Origin of the sequence: Paraburkholderia sp. RL17-373-BIF-A (assembly GCF_046030175.1) — a bacterium.
GTDB lineage: Bacteria > Pseudomonadota > Gammaproteobacteria > Burkholderiales > Burkholderiaceae > Paraburkholderia.
Map to the genome: position 1 here is coordinate 1 of NZ_JARESO010000102.1, position 15,763 is coordinate 15,763.

Below are 15,763 nucleotides of genomic sequence, written 5' to 3' on the forward strand. Positions count from 1 at the left end.
CGACGTTTATTCGGCTGATGGCAAGGTGAAGTTGGTCGACAAGGGCGCGCACGTCGACGGCGAGATTTCCAGCGGCATCAAGATGGGCCAGAACCGCGTGTTTGTGTTGTGGACGCGCGTGCGCAATCCGGACAACACCCTTGTCAACATCGACAGCCCAGGCACGAACTCCCTTGGCAGCTCCGGTATCCCCGGCCAAGTCGATACCCATTTCTGGACCCGGTTTGGCGGTGCCATGTTCATTTCGGTGTTCTCTGACGTGGGCCAAGCCCTCGTGCAGCTCGCGGCCAACCGGAGCAATTCCAGCGGCGACAACACGAATATCAGCCTGGACAACACATCGAACACCGGGAACCAGCTTGCGGCCGAGGCGCTGCGCGCAACGATCGACATTCCGCCGACGCTGTACGACCAGCAGGGCGATCGCGTGATGATCTACGTTCGCCGTGACCTTGATTTCAGTGACGTGTACACGCTCTCTATGGATGAGCCTCAAAGGGCGTCTATCGGCTCGCGAGTGCCTGAAAACCACCATGCGCCTGTCGCCCGATCGCATTTTCCTGACCGAGCTGCGCGACGATGCCGCGTGGGACTACATCAAGAGCGCGAACACTGGCCACCCCGGCGGCATCTTCTCGACGCACTCCAACAGCGCGGCCGAGACGCCGAGCCGGATCGCGGACCTTGTGAAATCGTCCGAGGTCGGCCGGATGCTCGACTACGAAATGATCCTGCGCACGATTCACGCGACGCTCGACCTCATCATCTACATGAAGGACTGGGACGTTGTAGAGCTGCTGTATGACCCGCTTTTCAAGAAGCAAAACGCCGCGCGATAAGGAGAGAAGCCATGAATCCGTCGATTCACAGCCTGTTCATCAATACCTTCTGGATCGTCGCGGCCGCGATCGCTGCGAGGGTCGTATACCGGAAGGTCGCGCCCTATCTATGGGGCCGCAGGAAGGGCGCAGCTGTTCTCGCTCACGTCCAGCGCGGCGTCCATGAACAGGAGCAATACCAGCTCAGGCAACGCGACCTCGACATGACGCGACGGAAGGCCGTACGCGTGCGCGCGATCAACGCCGGCGTCCTGATCGGGTTCATGTGTCTCGCGAGCTACCTCATGCGTCGGGTGGGCTTCGAAGTAACAAACAACACCATCTTGTCGTTCGGCGGGTATGTCGTGATCGGCCTGCTCGCCTGTTCGCTCGCCAAGGCCGTGCCCGCCGAGCTTTTCGCGGGACTCAACTGGCACAGCCGCATCGATGTGCGGCTTTATTACGTGTGGCTCTGGCCGCTGAATGTCACCAAAGCGATCCGTCGCAAACACTGAGGACTTAAACAACCATGTCTGAAAAACCTACCCGCAAATCGTCCGCGCGCCTGCTGCTGCCGATCGTCAAGCGTTAGCCTGAGAAAACGAAGCTGCCAGTCAACCTGTCGCAGGACGTGCACGCCGACTTGCTCGCCTACCAGCGGGCCTATCAGGATATGAACGGTTCGGACGTGCCGCTCGACTTCATCATCGAACATGTACTCGTGCAACACCTGAAACGCGACAAGGCGTTCCAGACGTGGAAGGTTACCCATAGAAGCAGCAATTGATATGAGCACGAAACGTGCGAGGTGACCGTCCGGAGGTTCATACCTGTTGACCATCAGCGTGACGTGGGAAAGATAATGCCAACCCAAACTTATGAGGAACTCATCGCTGATCGCGACGCAATCCAGCGGAAAGTGGACGAGGCTTTCGCGCGCGAGCGCGAGCTTGCGTTCGCCAAGATTCGAGAGTTGATGCAGCAGTACAGCATCCGCGTTGTCGATCTGACGCAGCGCACTCGTTTCAAGCTCAGCAAGCCGAAGATCAATATCGCGATCCCACGACCGGCAACGTGGTCTACTCGTTGCGTCTGCGCAATCTCGAGGAAATGATCGCCGAACGCGGATTCGAGATTGACCATTCGACGGTTCACGTAGCACTGCCTGGGCGCTTGCGGCGCGCCAGACTTCAGCCGTTCTTTGAAAGGCATGCTAAACGGACAAGTTTGAGGTTCTCTCGATGCTGACATTATCCCAGACCCCGAACGCAGCAATCAGGCCCTATTTGCTACGAGACCCTGCCGAACAAAGCCACAGCGCGGGCTTATCCGACATCAAGGAAAAAGGTATCTTCCGAGATCGAACGAATGTTGCCACTTTTGAAAAATTGTTCTCGAATTCGCGAGGTAGCATGCTGTTGTCACGCTAGCTTGTGAGCGTCTCAACTTGACGGTAGGCCTCGATACGCAGTAGAGGCTACGTGCCATTAAATTAATGTGAGGTATCGAACATGAGCTTGATAACCGAAAATACTCTCCGGAGAGCTTTTTCGGATGACGGTATTCGGAAAGGGACGCTTCATGGATCGAGTGCTATCGCAATGCATGGAGCGGAATTTTCAAGTCCCGGGGGAATCAAAGACCTGATTTTCTCGATGTTGACATTCGGAATTTATGTCGGTGTAAAGTCCGCAATGATGGAGCGAAAAAGAGAGGCTGTTGAACGGGCCTTGCAGGATCTCAAAGCGGGATTATCGAGCAGGAATCCGGGCGTGGATGTCGTGGCTATACAGGTCGAGGGCAAAACGCTGGAGGTTAGAGAGTGCACTTTTGGGTTGCAGATTACGTATGGCGATAAGGTTGTCAGCGTGCACAGTGATATGAATTTTGAGTATCTCGAAAAGCTCCTGAGCCGTGAGGCGGTACAGCGGGATAGCGACTGCTATGATGGAAAGGCTGTTTTCCCCGTTTGAACAGGTAAGTGTTGCTGGTAAACGAGATTGGAAATTTATTACTAGTATATGAGCTTCCCTCGGTTTTTCGGGTTCTGTCGCATTAGCGTGCTGGTGTAAAATTCGCTAGACGAACTTGTGGAAACGAGCCGTGGCGAAGCTGACGAGGACGAAGACCGATCAAAAGACGTTGCCTGCGGGGATTGGCCGGGTTTTGAAGCGGCTGCATTATCCATTGGACGTGATTCTGCTGAGCGTGCGGTGGTATGTGGCCTACTCGTTGAGTCTGCGCAATCTCGAGGAAGTGATCGCCGAACGCGGATTCGAGATTGACCATTCGACGGTTCATCGCTGGGTCATAAAGCTCGTGCCGCTGTTTGAGAAGACCTTTCGCAAGCACAAACGGCCAGTGGGCAAGAGCTGGCGAATGGATGAGACATACATCAAGGTCAAAGGCGAGTGGAAATACCTGTTCGGGCAGTAGACAAGAACGGCAAGACGATCGACTTCCTGCTGCGGGCTCATCGGGACAAGGCTGCGGCGCGGCGTTACTTCGAGAAAGCGATCGACCAGAACGGCGTGCCGGAGACGGTCACCGTGGACAAAAGCGGCGCCAGTCTGGCCGCCCTTCAGGCCATTAATGCCGAACGGGAAACACCCATCAAGGTCCGGCAAAGCAAGTACCTGAACAACCTCGTTGAGCAGGACCACCGGGCTATCAAACGTATTTTCAAACCGATGATGGGTTTCAAGGATTTCCGCTGCGCGCGCATCATCCTGTCCGGCATCGAAGTGATGCATATGATCAGGAAGGGGCAGATGAAAGCGGCGAAAGGAACATTGCCGTCGCCCGCCGAACAGTTTTAGTCCTTAGCTAATTAAGGCATCCTAACGACGTTGGTTTGCTTCGCCACCCCTTCTTGTCGCGACACAACCCTTTGTTGTTCCATTCAATTTCCATCGCAATCAGCTGATCGCCTTTCGAATGTGCGAACGTGATCGACCTCGTGAGAAATCGATTCGCGCTCGATGCCATTGATGGTCTTCTTTATTTCGAAGTTCACCTTGAGCCAGTGCTTAGCGGCCAAGGACCGGCGCAGACGCTGCGTGCCTTTCGCTTCACCTCCACCTGACCCGATGATTTCCGTGATCGCAATATCGACCTCGGTAAGACTCGCTTCGAGTTCCGTAACCGCATCGGGGAAATCTATTTCGAGAATGCCCTCGGCATGCGAGACAAATTCAATCTCGAAGCCTTTTCCTTTTAACGATTCGAACATGCCTCATACCCTGCGGGCTGGAATCGCCGGATCCTAGCCGAAAGCTCTCGATACAGCCAGCACAGTTGTTGTCGCAAAACTCCTAAGTTTCGCAACGCCATACCGGCCGCCGCCAAACCCTAACGCGGCCGTGTGTCGCGATGTTGCAAAATATAGTCTTGTATACGCGTACATACGCGACTATAATATGCAGCATGATGCGAGGTAGTGGGCGTGCCGTGCTGCCGACGTGGACCTGACGCCCGATAAGCGAGTAATCATGACGACAGAAACGAACGGTGCCGTGCTGCTCGATGATGGCGAATACTTCGTGCAGCACAACGTCAACTATCCCCCGACTGCCGGCAACGGCTTCCTGATGCGTCGGTGCCGCTACGGCCTGACTACACCGCAAGGGGCCGAATGCGTCGGCGGCTATGACTTGAAGCTCGACGGTAAGTGGCTTGTCGATATCGCCACGCACTACGACGAGGACACGGACGCCGACTGCCGCGTGATCGGCCGATTCGAGAATCGCCTCGATGCGATCCACGCCCTCTGGCAGCATCGCCACGAAGCTGTAACCCGCCCTCGCCCTACTGACAACGACAGGTAACAGACGATGGTTAATACCTCGGCACCAAGCTACAGCTACGAGATTAAGCCGCGCCCTGCCAATTTGGGCGGAGGTTGGCGTCTGCTGCTCCTTGAAGGCGGCACAGAAGTAGGAGGGGGGGGTGTTCCCCGCCGACGCTGATGCAGATCCGCAAGCCGGCATGGACTGGTGGAACGGAATCACCGAGTCCGAGCGTGGGCATTGGTTAGCCAAAGCCGACAGCGCAAAGCCGCGCGACGCATGGGATGCGTACCTTCAGCAGTCTGCACACGACGACGCTCTTAACGAGGCCATGTCGTGGCTCGAATCGCGAGAGAGCCAGTGAGAGACCCGGCCGATATCGCGACGCGCGACATTGAAGCGGGCGCATTCCTGATCGGATACGCCCGTGTCTCGACGCGCGACCAGGACCTTAGCAACCAGGCGGCGCAGCTACGCGCAGCCGGCTGCGGTCGGGTTTTCGCGGAGAAAATCACCGGCACCCGCCGCGCGCGCCCGCAGCTCGACCGTATGCTCGACCACTTGCGCGCCGGCGACGTCATCGTTGTGACTCGCCTCGACCGGCTCGCGCGCAGCATCCGCGACTTGCTCGACATTGTTGAGCGGATTCGCGAAGCCGGCGCAGGCCTGCGCAGTCTCGCCGAGCCGTGGGCCGACACGACGACGCCGGCCGGCCGCATGGTGTTGACCGTGTTCGGTGGCATGGCCGAGTTCGAGCGCAGCCTGATCGTTGAACGCACGAGCAGCGGCCGAGCTGCGGCCAAGGCGCGCGGCACGAAGTTCGGTCGCAAGCCGACGCTCACGCCGGCGCAACTCGATCACGCCTATCGTTTGGTAGACGAGGGCAACATGGGCATGCAGGAAATCGCGGATCTGCTCGGTATCCACCGATCGACGCTGTTTCGGCTCCTTTCGCAATGTTCAGATCGCGCCGCATAGTGCCGTTAAAGATACATACGGAGGGAACACCGCCGCCCAGCATCACGATCACCAACTCGCCGTGCTGGACGTAGTACAAGCGCCTGCCTGGCCAGAAATGTTCGCGCATCTCGAGCACGCCTTCTCCTACAGGCTCCACGTCGCCCAAATTGCCAGGCTCATTGCCCCATCGCTCATCACAGGCTGATTTTCCCACGCTAGGATACTACCAGCGACGCATAATGCATCGCCCCGTGATCTTTAGTGATCTCTTTGTCTCCTCATATCTCCCTCAGATATGATCTCAGCCCTCCGCCCCGGAGGGCCTTTTTTTGGTGCGCGAGCGTGGACCATCGAACCGGGATCACGCGACGGCGACGGGATGTCAGTACCGGATTCGATATACTCCACGGGCTGCACAGATCTGAATAATCGCACCAGGTGCCGACGATTCTGCGTAGCGGTAGCGGTGGCCAGCCTTCTTGCCGACGGCTCGACTGAGGTCGGTCGTCAAAGCACGACCGGTGGTGAGCTTTTGCGGGGGCTCCCGGTGAGCATTTACAGGAGAATTTCACACATGTCTTCCCCCTTTGCCGGCGCGCAGGGTACGTTACAGCTGCTTACGGAGACTGATCCGGTTTCGGAGATTATCCGTCGCAATGTCCGGCTCGAATCGGCCGGCGACGGACGCAGTGTGCTGCTGGTCGATCTGGATTTGCGCCGACCGGGTATCCCGCGTGAATACTGCATCGAGATCACCGCGGGCGAACTGATCGCGTTGATACGCGCCCAAGGAACCGAACGCGCCGCAAACATGCATGGCAACACCGTGCAGTCACCGACTTGCTGATATGCCGCCTGTGGCCTGATTCACGAACCCGCTTATCCGGTACGCGAATCACTATTTACAGTGGCTTTCTGCCGGCATCATGGCTTCATCGCTCTGCCCGACTTTTTGCGTACACTGTTCTTGCCACTGTAACCGTCCAGCCATCCCGCCGCTCTCGGCCGCCTACGCCATGAGTCAACCGAATCGCTGCGTGGCCCGTTTAGTGGACATGGTCACGAAGAATCTTCTCCGCGACCATTAACTTGCATGGGACAATCGAAATGAAGAAAATATTCGTTGTACTAATCGCTGGACTGTTCGCAACGGCCGCCTTTGCAAAAGCCGCGGCACCGAAAGCCGCAACGTCAGCTACCTCTGCCGGCCATGCAAAGAAGCTGCATCACAAGTCTACGCACACGGCGGCGGCTACCGGGCCAGTCGTGGCGCACTAGAAAAATCGCGACGGGGAAAGCGCGAGGGTTGACGGCCCATAAAAGAAGGCCGCGCCGTTCCGGCGACGCTTGCCGGAACGGCGCCAGCCTCACATTCAGCGTGCGGGCTGGGGATACAAAGTCGCGTGCGGGTTTTCCTTCTGCGTTTCACGTAGACCAGGCAAAGACGCGCTCAATGGTCCTGAGGCGCTCCTCGAAGATGGCGTTGTTGAATAAATAAAAATCCGGGAAAACCGCCTCGACTTTCTGCCCGTTTCTGGCGTTTCGCTCGTACGAACTGTGCTTTTTGAACGCAAATTTGTAGTGAACCGTACAATCTACCTCACCTTCTAAAGCGGAGATATCGATTTATTCAACAACGCCGTATTGCCCGCCAGCTCAACCTGGGCGAGGCCACCGTCTATCGGATTCTCGCTAACGCTAAAGCGGCCGAGTCAGGCTGAATCTGTCCGGCGGCGATGCCCGCATTCGCAAATGGTACTTTTGGCAGCTATGTGCGCACTACCCCCGGTTGCAGCCGGGAAACCAGCTGACCAGTGTGGCGAAGTCCAGCTTGCGGCGCCTGCTGAAATGCCTCGGATCGGCAACATGACGCGTACGCAGTTCCGCCGAATGAAGGTAGCTAATGAACCCGCTCAATATGGGCTTTGTCTGGATGGGTGCGAGTTCCCGAGCTGCGGACGCGACTATCCATTTTTGACGCAAACGCACCTGCCAAACGAGTTCCACAGGTTCACGAGGTTGGCGATGATGACGCCTTCGCCTTCCTGCGACGCCAGTTTCTGCGTCAGCAGACGCTCGCCGATGCAGCGCTTGATGCGCGAGATCTGCGCCTCGACCAGCGAGCGCACACCATAGCCATATTTCTTCTGAAACGCATGAATGCCCTTGTCCTTGATGTAGGCAGTGATCTGGTCATGCCAGCCTGTTTCAGGCTTGCCATGCACAACGGCGTGAGCGGGCGGCGGGATGACAGGTGTGACACCGGCCTCCGAGAACGCCTGGGTGCGCTCAATGCTGTAATACGCGCCATCGGCAATCACCCGATCCAGCGGTACATCCGCGGGCAGCACGGCGTCCATCGTTTCGCTGTCCGATACTTCTGTGGTGGTGATGAACTACGCCCTCACGAAAATTTGCGAAACTTTCTGCAGATTCGCGAGCGAGCGTTAGCTCGACCAAGGCTACCATACAGAATGCCTTCCTACGATCATCCGGGCAATCGAATTGCCTTGGCTGTTCAAGGTTGAAATTTAATGCAGGGAGAACGACTATGTCAGTAGTAACGTCCGCTACTATAAAAAGAGCTTTCGTCGGTGATGATTATGCGGCTTCAATACCGAAGTCAAACGTGGTTATGGATGGGGCGAAATACGGTAATGCCGGTGGATTTGGTGACTTTCTTCTCTCGATATTGACATTCGGGATTTATGCCTTTTCCAAATCAAACAAAATGGATCAGAAAAGAGCGGTCGTCGAAGCGGCCGTGAGAGAGCTTCATCAGCAGATCAAGGACAATCCGGACGTAAACCTTATTTCCGTGAACGTCGATGGCAAAACTCTGACAATTTCGGAGTTTCGTCTTACTGGCAATACTAATTTGAAGATTACGCTTGATGGGGAAAGTGTCGGCATAATTCGGAATACAAATTTGGCGTCGTTCAAAAAACATCTGGAGACGGAAATTACTCCTGTGCCGAAGCTGAATGACCACGACATGAGTGAGTCCGATGCGCATGTATATGTATAAGTGAGTGGCTTTGTCCGGATGGGGGTATTGCAAAGATGCTGCGGATTGTGTAAAAGCGCAACATCTTGAAGCCAGCCTGAATCATGCCATATAAAGCCGAGCGGGTGCGCATCTGCTTGCCCGGCGAAATTTACGGCGCCGGGGCCGCTTCCGCCGCCGGCTCGGTGCCGGCTGCGCCGGCTTCCCAAGACGCGTAGCTGCGATCAACCTTGGCCGGACTCGTGAAGACCTTCGACGGGTTGCGATCGGGCATGTAGATGATGCCCACACGCGGCGGCAGATTCAGCAGCGTATTACGCGAAATCATCGCCTGTTCGAGCTTGGCGATCGTGCGCGTACCTTCCCACTGTTCGCCGCCGTGGACGTTTGCCTTGACGTTTTCGCGCTGCGCAATGTCGAGCCATTGCGTACCGGACAGGTTTTCCGCCCACTCCGCAGTGCGTTCATCCTGCGCCCGGTAGACCAGCTTAATGTGTGTGTTGACCTCAAATTCGCGCGCCAACGCCTTGCCATCGAGGCGCTTATCGTCCGGCGCTTCAATGTTCGCGATCGACTGCGCGGCAAGCAGCAGGTTCGCATCGTTGCCGGCGATTGCGGCCAGTGCGCCGTTGATTTCAGCGCAGGCAAGGAATTTCAGCTCATCAATGCCGACTGTACAGTGTGACGTTCGTTTCGATTGCAGCCGCTTGATTTCGGCGCACAGCTCGGCGATGTACGCCTTCGTCGCAGCCTTGATAACCGGATCGTCCAGATCGCCGCGCACTTTAAAAAGAACTTTCGTTGGTGAAGATTATGTGAGGAATGGCATAAAGAACTCCGAGACTTGGGTTGTGGATGGGGCGAGCTACGGTGGTGTCGGGGGATTTAGAGACCTTATGCTCTCAATTTTGACATTCGGGATTTATGCCTTTGCCAAATCATCCCAAATGAATCAGAAAAGAACGGCTCTAGAAGGAGTCGTAAAAGATCTTCATCAGCAGATGACGAATTATCCAGACGCGACCACTATTTCCGTGGAGGTCGACGGCAAAAAGCTGACGATTGAAGAGCAATCTGATGTTGGTGACGATCGTGCTTTGAAGATCAGACTGGATGGTGAAATGGTCGGCATAATTAAAAAGACGAGTTTAGCGTCGTTCAGAGAGAGTTTGGGGACAGAAATTACTCTTATGTCGAAGCGGAATGAGCAGGACATCAGTCCAGATGATCGCCTTGAGCATTTTGTAGTGTAATAACCCTTGATTGCTAGGCGTGGTTCAGAATCGCGTTAATTCAGGTCGAGATAGACGAATCGTCGAGCACGTAAGTCGAATCGCGCACGCCGACCCCGGACGGTCACCACCTTCGTGTTGAACGGTGCGTACTGGTCGGAGATTGTGGGTGTAGAACGTCCGGCCTGGGCTGCTGCCGTATTTTGGATTGATGTGGCCCGTGCTCTCGGCCTTGCTGCCGGTGCGGAAGTTCTGGCCGTCCGATGATGACGTGGTGCCGTCGCCCCAGTGTTCAGCAAAGGGGTGATGGAACTGTGCGTTGACCAGCTCGGCCAATGCTGTCGAGTAGGTTTCGTCGCGGATATGCCAGGCTTGCAGCCAGGCGAGCTTGGCGTAGGTCGTGCCGGGACAGGACTCAGCCATCTTCGTCAGTCCCAGGTTGATCGCGTCGGCCAGGACCGTGGTCAGCAGCAGATTCCTGTCTTTGGCCAGGTCGCCCGATTTCAGGTGCGTGAAGTGCCGGGTGAAGCCCGTCCACTCGTCTACTTCCAGCAGCAGTTCGGTGATCTTGACGTGCGGCAGGATCATCGAGGTCTGGTCGATCAGGGCCTGCGCAGTGTCGGGCACTGCCGCATCGAGTGGCGTGATCTTCAGACCCGACTCCGTGATGATCGCGTCTGGCAGATCATTCGCCTGCGCCATGCGGTTGACGGTGGCGAGCTGCGTTTCCAGCAGCGTCAGCCGCTCATGCAGGTACTGGTCGCAGTCGGTGGCCACGGCCAGCGGCAATTCGCTGGTCTGCTTGAGGCTGGCGAACTTCGCGGGCGGCACCAGGTAGTCCTCGAAGTCCTTGAACTGGCGCGAGCCCTGCACCCAGATGTCGCCGGAGCGCAGCGCGTTCTTCATCTCCGACAGTGTGCACAGTTCGTAGTAACGCCGGTCGATGCCGGAGTCGGTCATGACCAGCTTCTGCCAGCGCGGCTTGATGAAGTCGGTCGGCGCGTCGGCGGGCACCTTGCGGGTGTTGTTGCTATTCATGCTGCACGTAGGCGATGTGTATCATCACCCGCCAGGCCTTGCCATGCCTGAACCTGATTGTGCTCACGATCCTCCCGTTCAATGGCGGGTGAAGCCAGCAGGTGCGCTGCGGATCATAGATGCGATGCCGTCATTGTCAATCGTGTTCAACGCCTCTGCGAGGGCCGCACGGTCGGTCGGAAACACCTCGTCCCATACGGTTGAATTGCCGAACTCGTCGACGATTTCGAGCAACCAGCCGCCTTCGCCATCATCGTAGATCTTGATCTCGACGGCCGTCCTGTCACGCGCCAGGCGCTGACTTAGCGGCGAGTAAAGCGGCCCGTCATCTTCCATGCTGCAGGAAAGTTGTCCGGCGTACGGCCAGTCGAAGCGCTCACCGGATTGTGGCGAGTTGCTGGTTGCCTCCAGTGCATACTGGCCCAAAATGAACCACGCCGGTTCCGCCAACAGCCGTTTGTCCGCTCCTACGAAAGATGCGGCAGCATCGCTGCGCCTCTTAGAATGTCGACCCCACTGATCCTGTTCGCCGTCAATGGGTGCGTGATGTCAAGGCGCACCATATCTGCCACACTATCCTAGGTAGCCAAGTCATAGATGCCGCTATCGCGACGCACCAGGCACCACTCTGTAGTTGCATCTTTGTCGAATTTTTCGCCCGCGAAGATGTCCTCGTCGTCCAGGTAGACTCTGCTACCCTGGGTCGACGCAAACCCATCTGGAGACCGCAGTCTCTCGAGATTATCCCCTATCGTACGGTTAACCAAATCGACCGCCGTACTCGACGGAGTCCATATTTGCGCGTCTACCAATATACCGAACCGGCGAAAATCTAATTCATCGATTTTGCAAAACTCATGACCGTCTAAATAAAGTTTCAAACTGGGCACCCCAGAATCATACTCTTGTGTAATATCAAGAGTTTTACCGTCTACTTCCACAGAGTACGCTTGCTCGCCTGGATCCATTTCCATCTGCGTACGGAGTTCCTGTAGTGCCACTTCAATAGTCGCTCTTTTCTGTTCTATGATGGAAGATTTGACAAAACTATAAATCCCGAACGTCAACATCGAGAGAATCAGATCCTTTATGCTGTCAGCACCTCTGAATTTCGCCCCTCGCATGGCGATATTTGCGGATTGAATATCCTGTGCGGATCCATCTCCAAAAGCTCTAACAAGAGTGTTCAAGGTTATCAATGACATAGTGGGCTATATTTCCGAAAGTACTCGCCTGGATTATGAAGGCTGTGCAGATTCCGTTCCAACGCACCCAGACGACTTGCAACTGGACGAATGTGCGGAGCATAAGTCGTCGATGCTAGCAGACCAGCGACAAGTTTGAGTTAGGGAACAATTAGTGCTGCAAGTAACAACTGATTGCTAGCTTTTGGGCTGAATTTGCCTGGGACTCGCACCGGGACTGGATTTTCGGCCCTGCCTGGGTAGGCGTAAGGATTCGTAGGCAATGTGTATCATCACCCGCCAGGCCTTGCCATGCCTGAACCTGATTGTGCTCTCGATCCTCCCGTTCAATGGCGGGTGACGCCAACAGGTGCGCTGCGGATCATAGATACGATGCCGTCATTGTCAATCGTGTTCAAAGCCTCCACGAGGGCCGCACGGTCGGTCGGAAACGCCTCGTCCCATACGGTTGAATTGCCGAACTCGTCGACAATTTCGAGCAACCAGCTGCCTTCGCCATCATCGTGAATTTTGATCTCGACGGCCATCCCGTCACGCGCCAGGCGCTGACTTAGCGGCGAGTAAGCCGGTCCGTCATCTTCCATGCTGCTGGAAAGTTGTCCGGCGTACGGCCAGTCGAAGCGCTCACCGGATTGTGGCGAGTCGCCGGTTGCCGCCAGCGCACCGTGGCAGCGTTTGTACTTCGTGCCCGAGCCGCATGGGCACGGGTCGTTGCGTCCAGTCTTCGGTGTACGCCAACGCATCCAGAAATGATGGATGTGACGTATCGAGCCTGCCAGTGAGTCCGCGAAGGCCTGATACTGCGAACCGAGCCCCCATCCACGATGCTGCTGGCGACCGAGCCCGCCTGGTACATCGACACACAGGCTGGCGTTGCCGGCATCGTGCAGTTGCCGTTGCAATCGTTGCAGGCGCAGCAACTGGCCGCTTATCTGGCGATGCCGCCGATCTCGCTGACCGAAGCGCCGCTCGTGGGCGCCGTGCTGCGGGAGATCGTCCCGGAACTGCCACCGCCACCCGCGCCCAACTCATCAGAGCTGCGCATCATCGATACCGAACCCGTGCCGATCCTGTCACTCGACACACGGCCCCTGTATATGGCTGGATTTGGCAAGTATGACCATCGGGCGCCTGTGCTCGATTTTGCCGCGGTCGGCTTTGACGTAAGCATTCGATCTGTACCGTCGCGAATGGCGTTGACGCACGCGAGGATCGGCTACTAGCGAACGGGATCGATGTGCGAGGGCGCCGGCAGCAAGGGAGCTACGTTCCAGGGTAGCAGTTCGTCGATCCGGTTCGCCGGGTGATCGGCGATGCGTTCAATGACGTAATGCAGGTAGGCTTCGGGATCAATACCGTTCAGGCGGGCAGAACCAATCAGGCTGTACATCGCAGCCGCACGTTCGCCGCCCGAGTCCGCACCGGCAAATAAAAAATTCCGGCGACCGATGGCCACTCCGCGTAACGCGCGCTCGGCGATCAGGTTGTCAATCTCGGCCAGACCTTCGTCGCAGTAATAGACCAGCGCAGGCCAGCGATTCAAGGAATACTGGATCGCTTTGGTGGTGTCCGATTTCGCGGACAGTGTGAGGATCGTCGCCTCGAACCACCGTTTCAGTTTCATGTCATCAAGCAGCGGCACAGCCTTCTCCTGGCGAACGCGTCGCCGCTCTTCAGGCGGCTTGCCACGAATGTGCTCTTCGATGCGATAGAGCGCGCCGATGCGTTCGAGTGCCTCGGTGGTGATCGGCGATGGCCGAACAGCATGCAGATCATGTAGCTTTCGACGTGCATGCGCCATGCACGCCGCTTCGCGAATCTGACCGCCCACGTAGAGATCCGCGTAACCGGCGAAGGCGTCTGCCTGCAGCACGCCCGTGAAGTGGGCAAGGTGACGCTGTGGATGTTCGCCGCGACGATCCGGTGTATAGGCAAACCAGACCGCCGGCGCTTCGTCCGAACCACTGCATCGATCATCGCGCACATATACCCAGAGCCGGCCGGTCTTCGTCCTGCCAGTGCCTGGCGCAAGCACCGGCAGCGGTGTGTCGTCGGCGTGGACCTTGGTGCCACCGAGCGCATGGCGGCGCACCGCGTCGACCAGAGGGTTGAGCAACCACGTCAGACTGCCCAGCCAGTGGCCCATGGTGCCCGCTTCGATCTCGACGCCGTCGCGCGCGTACATGACGGACTGGCGATAGAACGGGATGTGGTAAGCGAACTTCGATGTTGTGATGTGGGCGAGCAAAGCCAGACCCGGCAGGCCGCGATCGATCGGTCGGCTCGGCGCTGCGGCCTGCACGATACAGTCGCAGCACGAACAGGCGAATTTGGGACGGCGATGACGGATGACGCGGAAGTGTGCGCGCACGTATTCGAGCTGCTCGGATATGTCTTCGCCCAGCGGTTTGAGCGCGCCACCGCATCCCGGGCAGTGATCTTCGATGGGTTGATGCACACGCTCTTCGCGTTCGAGGTGATCTGGCAGAGGTTTGCGAGAGGCACTCTCGCGACGGTGCGGCGCCTTCTTTGCATCAGCCTGGGTAACCGCACCTTCGTCGGCCTGCAGGTCCTCAAGTCGCAGCTCAAGCTGTTCGATCTGACGATCGAGTTTCTCTGACTTGCGACCGAACTGCATGCGGCGCAGTTTGGCAAGCATCAGCTTCAGATGTTCGATCTCGATCACGCGTGAGCTGAGCTGGTCCTGCAATTGAGCGACCCGCTGCGCGTTGGCATGAGCCGACCCCGCATGCGTGCGTACCAGCGCCTTCAGCGCATCAACGTCGTCGGGCAGGTCGGCATCGGTCAGATCCATGGTGACAGTTTACGACCATCTGCTGCACACGCATCATCGGGTAACAGACGTTTACAAAGCGCTGCGCGGGCGTGCCGCATCGATCGGTTGTCGCCAGTCAAAACCTTCGAGCAGGAGCGAGAGTTGGGCTGTGGTCAACGCCACGACACCAGCGTCAGCGCGAGGCCATGCGAAGCGGCCCTTCTCAAGACGCTTCGCAAATAAACATAGGCCGCCATCGCTCCAGTACAACGCCTTCAGAAGATCACCACGACGTCCCCTGAAAATAAAAACATGGCCGCCATAAGGATCCTTCTCAAGCACCGTCTGCACCTTCTCTGCAAGCGAGTTGAAGCCGGAGCGCATGTCGGTGACGCCGGCGGAGATCCAGATCCGCGTGTTTGCAGGCATGCCGATCATCGGAGAATCCGATCAAGAACCAGGCGCAGTACGGTCGCATCGGGCACGCCTTCTATCCGGACCGAAGTATTGCCATGCTGAAGCTGAATACTGCCGTTTGTAGCCATCGGAGGTGCCGGCGCGTCCGTCGCCTCAAGCGCATGGGTGGCAGGTCGATGGGACTGACCATCTACAACGACAGGCAACATGGTCCCTGTCTGAGCTTCTTCGACCAACAGACCTTGGGCGTACAGTTTGCGCCAGGCCCATACCTGGTTGGCGTTGATGTTGTTGTCGCGGGCGACCCGGGCGACCGAGGCGCCGGGTTCAAATGTCTGCTCGACGACCGATCGCTTCCATTCCAATGGATGCCGTCGGTTCTGGCGCTTCGCGGGTAACTCGACTGTCTGAGTCACAGTGTCCATTCTCGCTGTTGTGGACAGAGTCGGTCACTCGTGTCCGTCGCAGCCGATGATTGCATCTTCTACGCAAGGCGGGGAACGGTACAGATCAGATGCTTAC

Annotated in this window: 22 protein-coding genes and 3 pseudogenes; 14 read left to right on the top strand and 11 right to left on the bottom strand. The window is 57.1% G+C overall.

Annotation, left to right across the window (positions count from 1 at the left end; all coding sequences use genetic code 11):
- Nucleotides 1–25 precede the first annotated feature (25 nt).
- From P0D80_RS46525 to P0D80_RS46555, 7 genes and pseudogenes are all read left to right on the top strand, one after another.
- Nucleotides 26–400 (top strand): annotated as a pseudogene (locus P0D80_RS46525) (TrbI/VirB10 family protein); the annotation flags it as partial.
- Nucleotides 401–533: 133 nt separating this feature from the next.
- Nucleotides 534–839: an ATPase, T2SS/T4P/T4SS family gene (locus P0D80_RS46530; RefSeq protein WP_408294618.1), complete on the top strand. Its 306-nt coding sequence runs from the start codon at nucleotides 534–536 to the stop codon at nucleotides 837–839.
- Between the two features lie 11 nt (nucleotides 840–850).
- Nucleotides 851–1,333, top strand: a complete 483-nt coding sequence (locus tag P0D80_RS46535) for a hypothetical protein (RefSeq protein WP_408294621.1) — start codon at nucleotides 851–853, stop codon at nucleotides 1,331–1,333.
- A 92-nt stretch (nucleotides 1,334–1,425) separates the two neighbouring features.
- A complete protein-coding gene (locus P0D80_RS46540) occupies nucleotides 1,426–1,605 on the top strand; it encodes a DUF2274 domain-containing protein (RefSeq protein ID WP_408294667.1) in 180 nt (59 codons plus the stop codon).
- Nucleotides 1,606–1,680: 75 nt separating this feature from the next.
- Nucleotides 1,681–1,932: a hypothetical protein gene (locus tag P0D80_RS46545; RefSeq protein ID WP_408294672.1), complete on the top strand. Its 252-nt coding sequence runs from the start codon at nucleotides 1,681–1,683 to the stop codon at nucleotides 1,930–1,932.
- A 397-nt stretch (nucleotides 1,933–2,329) separates the two neighbouring features.
- Nucleotides 2,330–2,791, top strand: coding sequence for a hypothetical protein (locus P0D80_RS46550; RefSeq protein WP_408294624.1), 462 nt, complete (start codon nucleotides 2,330–2,332; stop codon nucleotides 2,789–2,791).
- A 169-nt stretch (nucleotides 2,792–2,960) separates the two neighbouring features.
- Nucleotides 2,961–3,637, top strand: a protein-coding gene (locus tag P0D80_RS46555) for an IS6 family transposase (RefSeq protein WP_408294669.1) whose coding sequence is annotated in 2 segments (ribosomal slippage) — nucleotides 2,961–3,243 and nucleotides 3,243–3,637 — 678 coding nt in all. Because the reading frame shifts where the segments join, the coding sequence is not laid out codon by codon here.
- Nucleotides 3,638–3,720: 83 nt separating this feature from the next.
- Here the strand turns inward: P0D80_RS46555 and P0D80_RS46560 are convergent.
- Nucleotides 3,721–4,050 (bottom strand): BglII/BstYI family type II restriction endonuclease, encoded by a 330-nt coding sequence (locus tag P0D80_RS46560; protein WP_408294626.1) that lies wholly within the window; start codon nucleotides 4,048–4,050, stop codon nucleotides 3,721–3,723.
- A 259-nt stretch (nucleotides 4,051–4,309) separates the two neighbouring features.
- On the opposite strand from P0D80_RS46560, the gene P0D80_RS46565 reads away from it, so the two are divergent.
- The 4 genes from P0D80_RS46565 to P0D80_RS46580 all read left to right on the top strand — a co-directional run bounded on the left by P0D80_RS46565 (nucleotide 4,310) and on the right by P0D80_RS46580 (nucleotide 6,413).
- Nucleotides 4,310–4,645, top strand: a complete 336-nt coding sequence (locus P0D80_RS46565; protein ID WP_408294629.1) for a hypothetical protein — start codon at nucleotides 4,310–4,312, stop codon at nucleotides 4,643–4,645.
- 121 nt (nucleotides 4,646–4,766) lie between these two features.
- Nucleotides 4,767–4,970, top strand: coding sequence for a hypothetical protein (locus tag P0D80_RS46570; RefSeq protein ID WP_408294632.1), 204 nt, complete (start codon nucleotides 4,767–4,769; stop codon nucleotides 4,968–4,970).
- A complete protein-coding gene (locus P0D80_RS46575) occupies nucleotides 4,967–5,584 on the top strand; it encodes a recombinase family protein (protein ID WP_408294635.1) in 618 nt (205 codons plus the stop codon). The genes P0D80_RS46570 and P0D80_RS46575 overlap by 4 nt, the downstream gene beginning before the upstream one ends.
- A 556-nt stretch (nucleotides 5,585–6,140) precedes the next feature.
- On the top strand, nucleotides 6,141–6,413 hold the full coding sequence (locus tag P0D80_RS46580; protein ID WP_408294637.1) for a P-loop NTPase family protein: 273 nt from the start codon (nucleotides 6,141–6,143) through the stop codon (nucleotides 6,411–6,413).
- A 1,117-nt stretch (nucleotides 6,414–7,530) separates the two neighbouring features.
- On the opposite strand, the gene P0D80_RS46585 is transcribed toward P0D80_RS46580, so the two are convergent.
- Nucleotides 7,531–7,926 (bottom strand): transposase, encoded by a 396-nt coding sequence (locus P0D80_RS46585; protein ID WP_408294640.1) that lies wholly within the window; start codon nucleotides 7,924–7,926, stop codon nucleotides 7,531–7,533.
- Between the two features lie 191 nt (nucleotides 7,927–8,117).
- Between P0D80_RS46585 and P0D80_RS46590 the strand changes: the two genes are divergently transcribed.
- Nucleotides 8,118–8,594: a hypothetical protein gene (locus P0D80_RS46590; RefSeq protein ID WP_408294643.1), complete on the top strand. Its 477-nt coding sequence runs from the start codon at nucleotides 8,118–8,120 to the stop codon at nucleotides 8,592–8,594.
- A gap of 130 nt (nucleotides 8,595–8,724) precedes the next feature.
- Here P0D80_RS46590 and P0D80_RS46595 read toward each other — a convergent pair whose 3' ends face one another.
- Nucleotides 8,725–9,357: a type IV secretion system DNA-binding domain-containing protein gene (locus P0D80_RS46595; protein WP_408294646.1), complete on the bottom strand. Its 633-nt coding sequence runs from the start codon at nucleotides 9,355–9,357 to the stop codon at nucleotides 8,725–8,727.
- Between the two features lie 112 nt (nucleotides 9,358–9,469).
- Between P0D80_RS46595 and P0D80_RS46600 the strand changes: the two genes are divergently transcribed.
- Nucleotides 9,470–9,826 (top strand): hypothetical protein, encoded by a 357-nt coding sequence (locus tag P0D80_RS46600; protein WP_408294649.1) that lies wholly within the window; start codon nucleotides 9,470–9,472, stop codon nucleotides 9,824–9,826.
- A 61-nt stretch (nucleotides 9,827–9,887) separates the two neighbouring features.
- Here the strand turns inward: P0D80_RS46600 and P0D80_RS46605 are convergent.
- The 5 genes and pseudogenes from P0D80_RS46605 to P0D80_RS46625 form a co-directional block, all read right to left on the bottom strand.
- A pseudogene (locus tag P0D80_RS46605) lies at nucleotides 9,888–10,843 on the bottom strand (Tn3 family transposase); the annotation flags it as partial.
- Between the two features lie 78 nt (nucleotides 10,844–10,921).
- Complete coding sequence (locus P0D80_RS46610; protein ID WP_408294652.1) at nucleotides 10,922–11,293, bottom strand: hypothetical protein; 372 nt, start codon at nucleotides 11,291–11,293, stop codon at nucleotides 10,922–10,924.
- A 128-nt stretch (nucleotides 11,294–11,421) separates the two neighbouring features.
- Nucleotides 11,422–12,048 carry a hypothetical protein gene (locus tag P0D80_RS46615; RefSeq protein WP_408294655.1) on the bottom strand — a complete coding sequence of 209 codons (627 nt, stop codon included), beginning with the start codon at nucleotides 12,046–12,048 and terminating at the stop codon, nucleotides 11,422–11,424.
- Between the two features lie 326 nt (nucleotides 12,049–12,374).
- Nucleotides 12,375–12,632, bottom strand: coding sequence for a hypothetical protein (locus P0D80_RS46620; RefSeq protein WP_408294675.1), 258 nt, complete (start codon nucleotides 12,630–12,632; stop codon nucleotides 12,375–12,377).
- 78 nt (nucleotides 12,633–12,710) lie between these two features.
- Nucleotides 12,711–12,791 (bottom strand): annotated as a pseudogene (locus P0D80_RS46625) (SEC-C metal-binding domain-containing protein); the annotation flags it as partial.
- A gap of 81 nt (nucleotides 12,792–12,872) precedes the next feature.
- Here P0D80_RS46625 and P0D80_RS46630 point away from each other — a divergent pair.
- The gene (locus P0D80_RS46630) at nucleotides 12,873–13,271 is read left to right on the top strand and encodes a hypothetical protein (protein ID WP_408294678.1); all 399 of its coding nucleotides are present in this window, start codon (nucleotides 12,873–12,875) and stop codon (nucleotides 13,269–13,271) included.
- Here the strand turns inward: P0D80_RS46630 and tnpC are convergent.
- The 3 genes from tnpC to tnpA are packed head-to-tail and all read right to left on the bottom strand — an operon-like array spanning nucleotide 13,268 to nucleotide 15,666.
- Nucleotides 13,268–14,863 carry an IS66 family transposase gene (tnpC, locus tag P0D80_RS46635; RefSeq protein ID WP_408294658.1) on the bottom strand — a complete coding sequence of 532 codons (1,596 nt, stop codon included), beginning with the start codon at nucleotides 14,861–14,863 and terminating at the stop codon, nucleotides 13,268–13,270. The two genes, P0D80_RS46630 and tnpC, sit on opposite strands and share 4 nt — an antisense overlap.
- A 51-nt stretch (nucleotides 14,864–14,914) precedes the next feature.
- On the bottom strand, nucleotides 14,915–15,262 hold the full coding sequence (tnpB, locus tag P0D80_RS46640) for an IS66 family insertion sequence element accessory protein TnpB (RefSeq protein ID WP_408294661.1): 348 nt from the start codon (nucleotides 15,260–15,262) through the stop codon (nucleotides 14,915–14,917).
- Entirely contained in the window at nucleotides 15,259–15,666 is a 408-nt protein-coding gene (gene tnpA / locus P0D80_RS46645) for an IS66-like element accessory protein TnpA (protein ID WP_408294664.1), read from the bottom strand. The genes tnpB and tnpA overlap by 4 nt, the downstream gene beginning before the upstream one ends.
- Between the last annotated feature and the right edge of the window lie 97 nt (nucleotides 15,667–15,763).

What these genes read in the sequence shown, in the direction of transcription:
- P0D80_RS46530 (WP_408294618.1), top strand. Translation starts at nt 534, where the DNA reads ATGCGCCTGTCGCCCGATCGCATTTTCCTGACCGAGCTGCGCGACGAT.
- P0D80_RS46535 (WP_408294621.1), top strand. Translation starts at nt 851, where the DNA reads ATGAATCCGTCGATTCACAGCCTGTTCATCAATACCTTCTGGATCGTC.
- P0D80_RS46545 (WP_408294672.1), top strand. Translation starts at nt 1,681, where the DNA reads ATGCCAACCCAAACTTATGAGGAACTCATCGCTGATCGCGACGCAATC.
- P0D80_RS46550 (WP_408294624.1), top strand. Translation starts at nt 2,330, where the DNA reads ATGAGCTTGATAACCGAAAATACTCTCCGGAGAGCTTTTTCGGATGAC.
- P0D80_RS46560 (WP_408294626.1), bottom strand. Translation starts at nt 4,050, where the DNA reads ATGTTCGAATCGTTAAAAGGAAAAGGCTTCGAGATTGAATTTGTCTCG.
- P0D80_RS46565 (WP_408294629.1), top strand. Translation starts at nt 4,310, where the DNA reads ATGACGACAGAAACGAACGGTGCCGTGCTGCTCGATGATGGCGAATAC.
- P0D80_RS46580 (WP_408294637.1), top strand. Translation starts at nt 6,141, where the DNA reads ATGTCTTCCCCCTTTGCCGGCGCGCAGGGTACGTTACAGCTGCTTACG.
- P0D80_RS46585 (WP_408294640.1), bottom strand. Translation starts at nt 7,926, where the DNA reads ATGGACGCCGTGCTGCCCGCGGATGTACCGCTGGATCGGGTGATTGCC.
- P0D80_RS46590 (WP_408294643.1), top strand. Translation starts at nt 8,118, where the DNA reads ATGTCAGTAGTAACGTCCGCTACTATAAAAAGAGCTTTCGTCGGTGAT.
- P0D80_RS46600 (WP_408294649.1), top strand. Translation starts at nt 9,470, where the DNA reads ATGCTCTCAATTTTGACATTCGGGATTTATGCCTTTGCCAAATCATCC.
- P0D80_RS46615 (WP_408294655.1), bottom strand. Translation starts at nt 12,048, where the DNA reads ATGTCATTGATAACCTTGAACACTCTTGTTAGAGCTTTTGGAGATGGA.
- P0D80_RS46620 (WP_408294675.1), bottom strand. Translation starts at nt 12,632, where the DNA reads ATGGAAGATGACGGACCGGCTTACTCGCCGCTAAGTCAGCGCCTGGCG.
- P0D80_RS46630 (WP_408294678.1), top strand. Translation starts at nt 12,873, where the DNA reads ATGCTGCTGGCGACCGAGCCCGCCTGGTACATCGACACACAGGCTGGC.
- tnpC (WP_408294658.1), bottom strand. Translation starts at nt 14,863, where the DNA reads ATGGATCTGACCGATGCCGACCTGCCCGACGACGTTGATGCGCTGAAG.
- tnpB (WP_408294661.1), bottom strand. Translation starts at nt 15,262, where the DNA reads ATGATCGGCATGCCTGCAAACACGCGGATCTGGATCTCCGCCGGCGTC.
- tnpA (WP_408294664.1), bottom strand. Translation starts at nt 15,666, where the DNA reads ATGGACACTGTGACTCAGACAGTCGAGTTACCCGCGAAGCGCCAGAAC.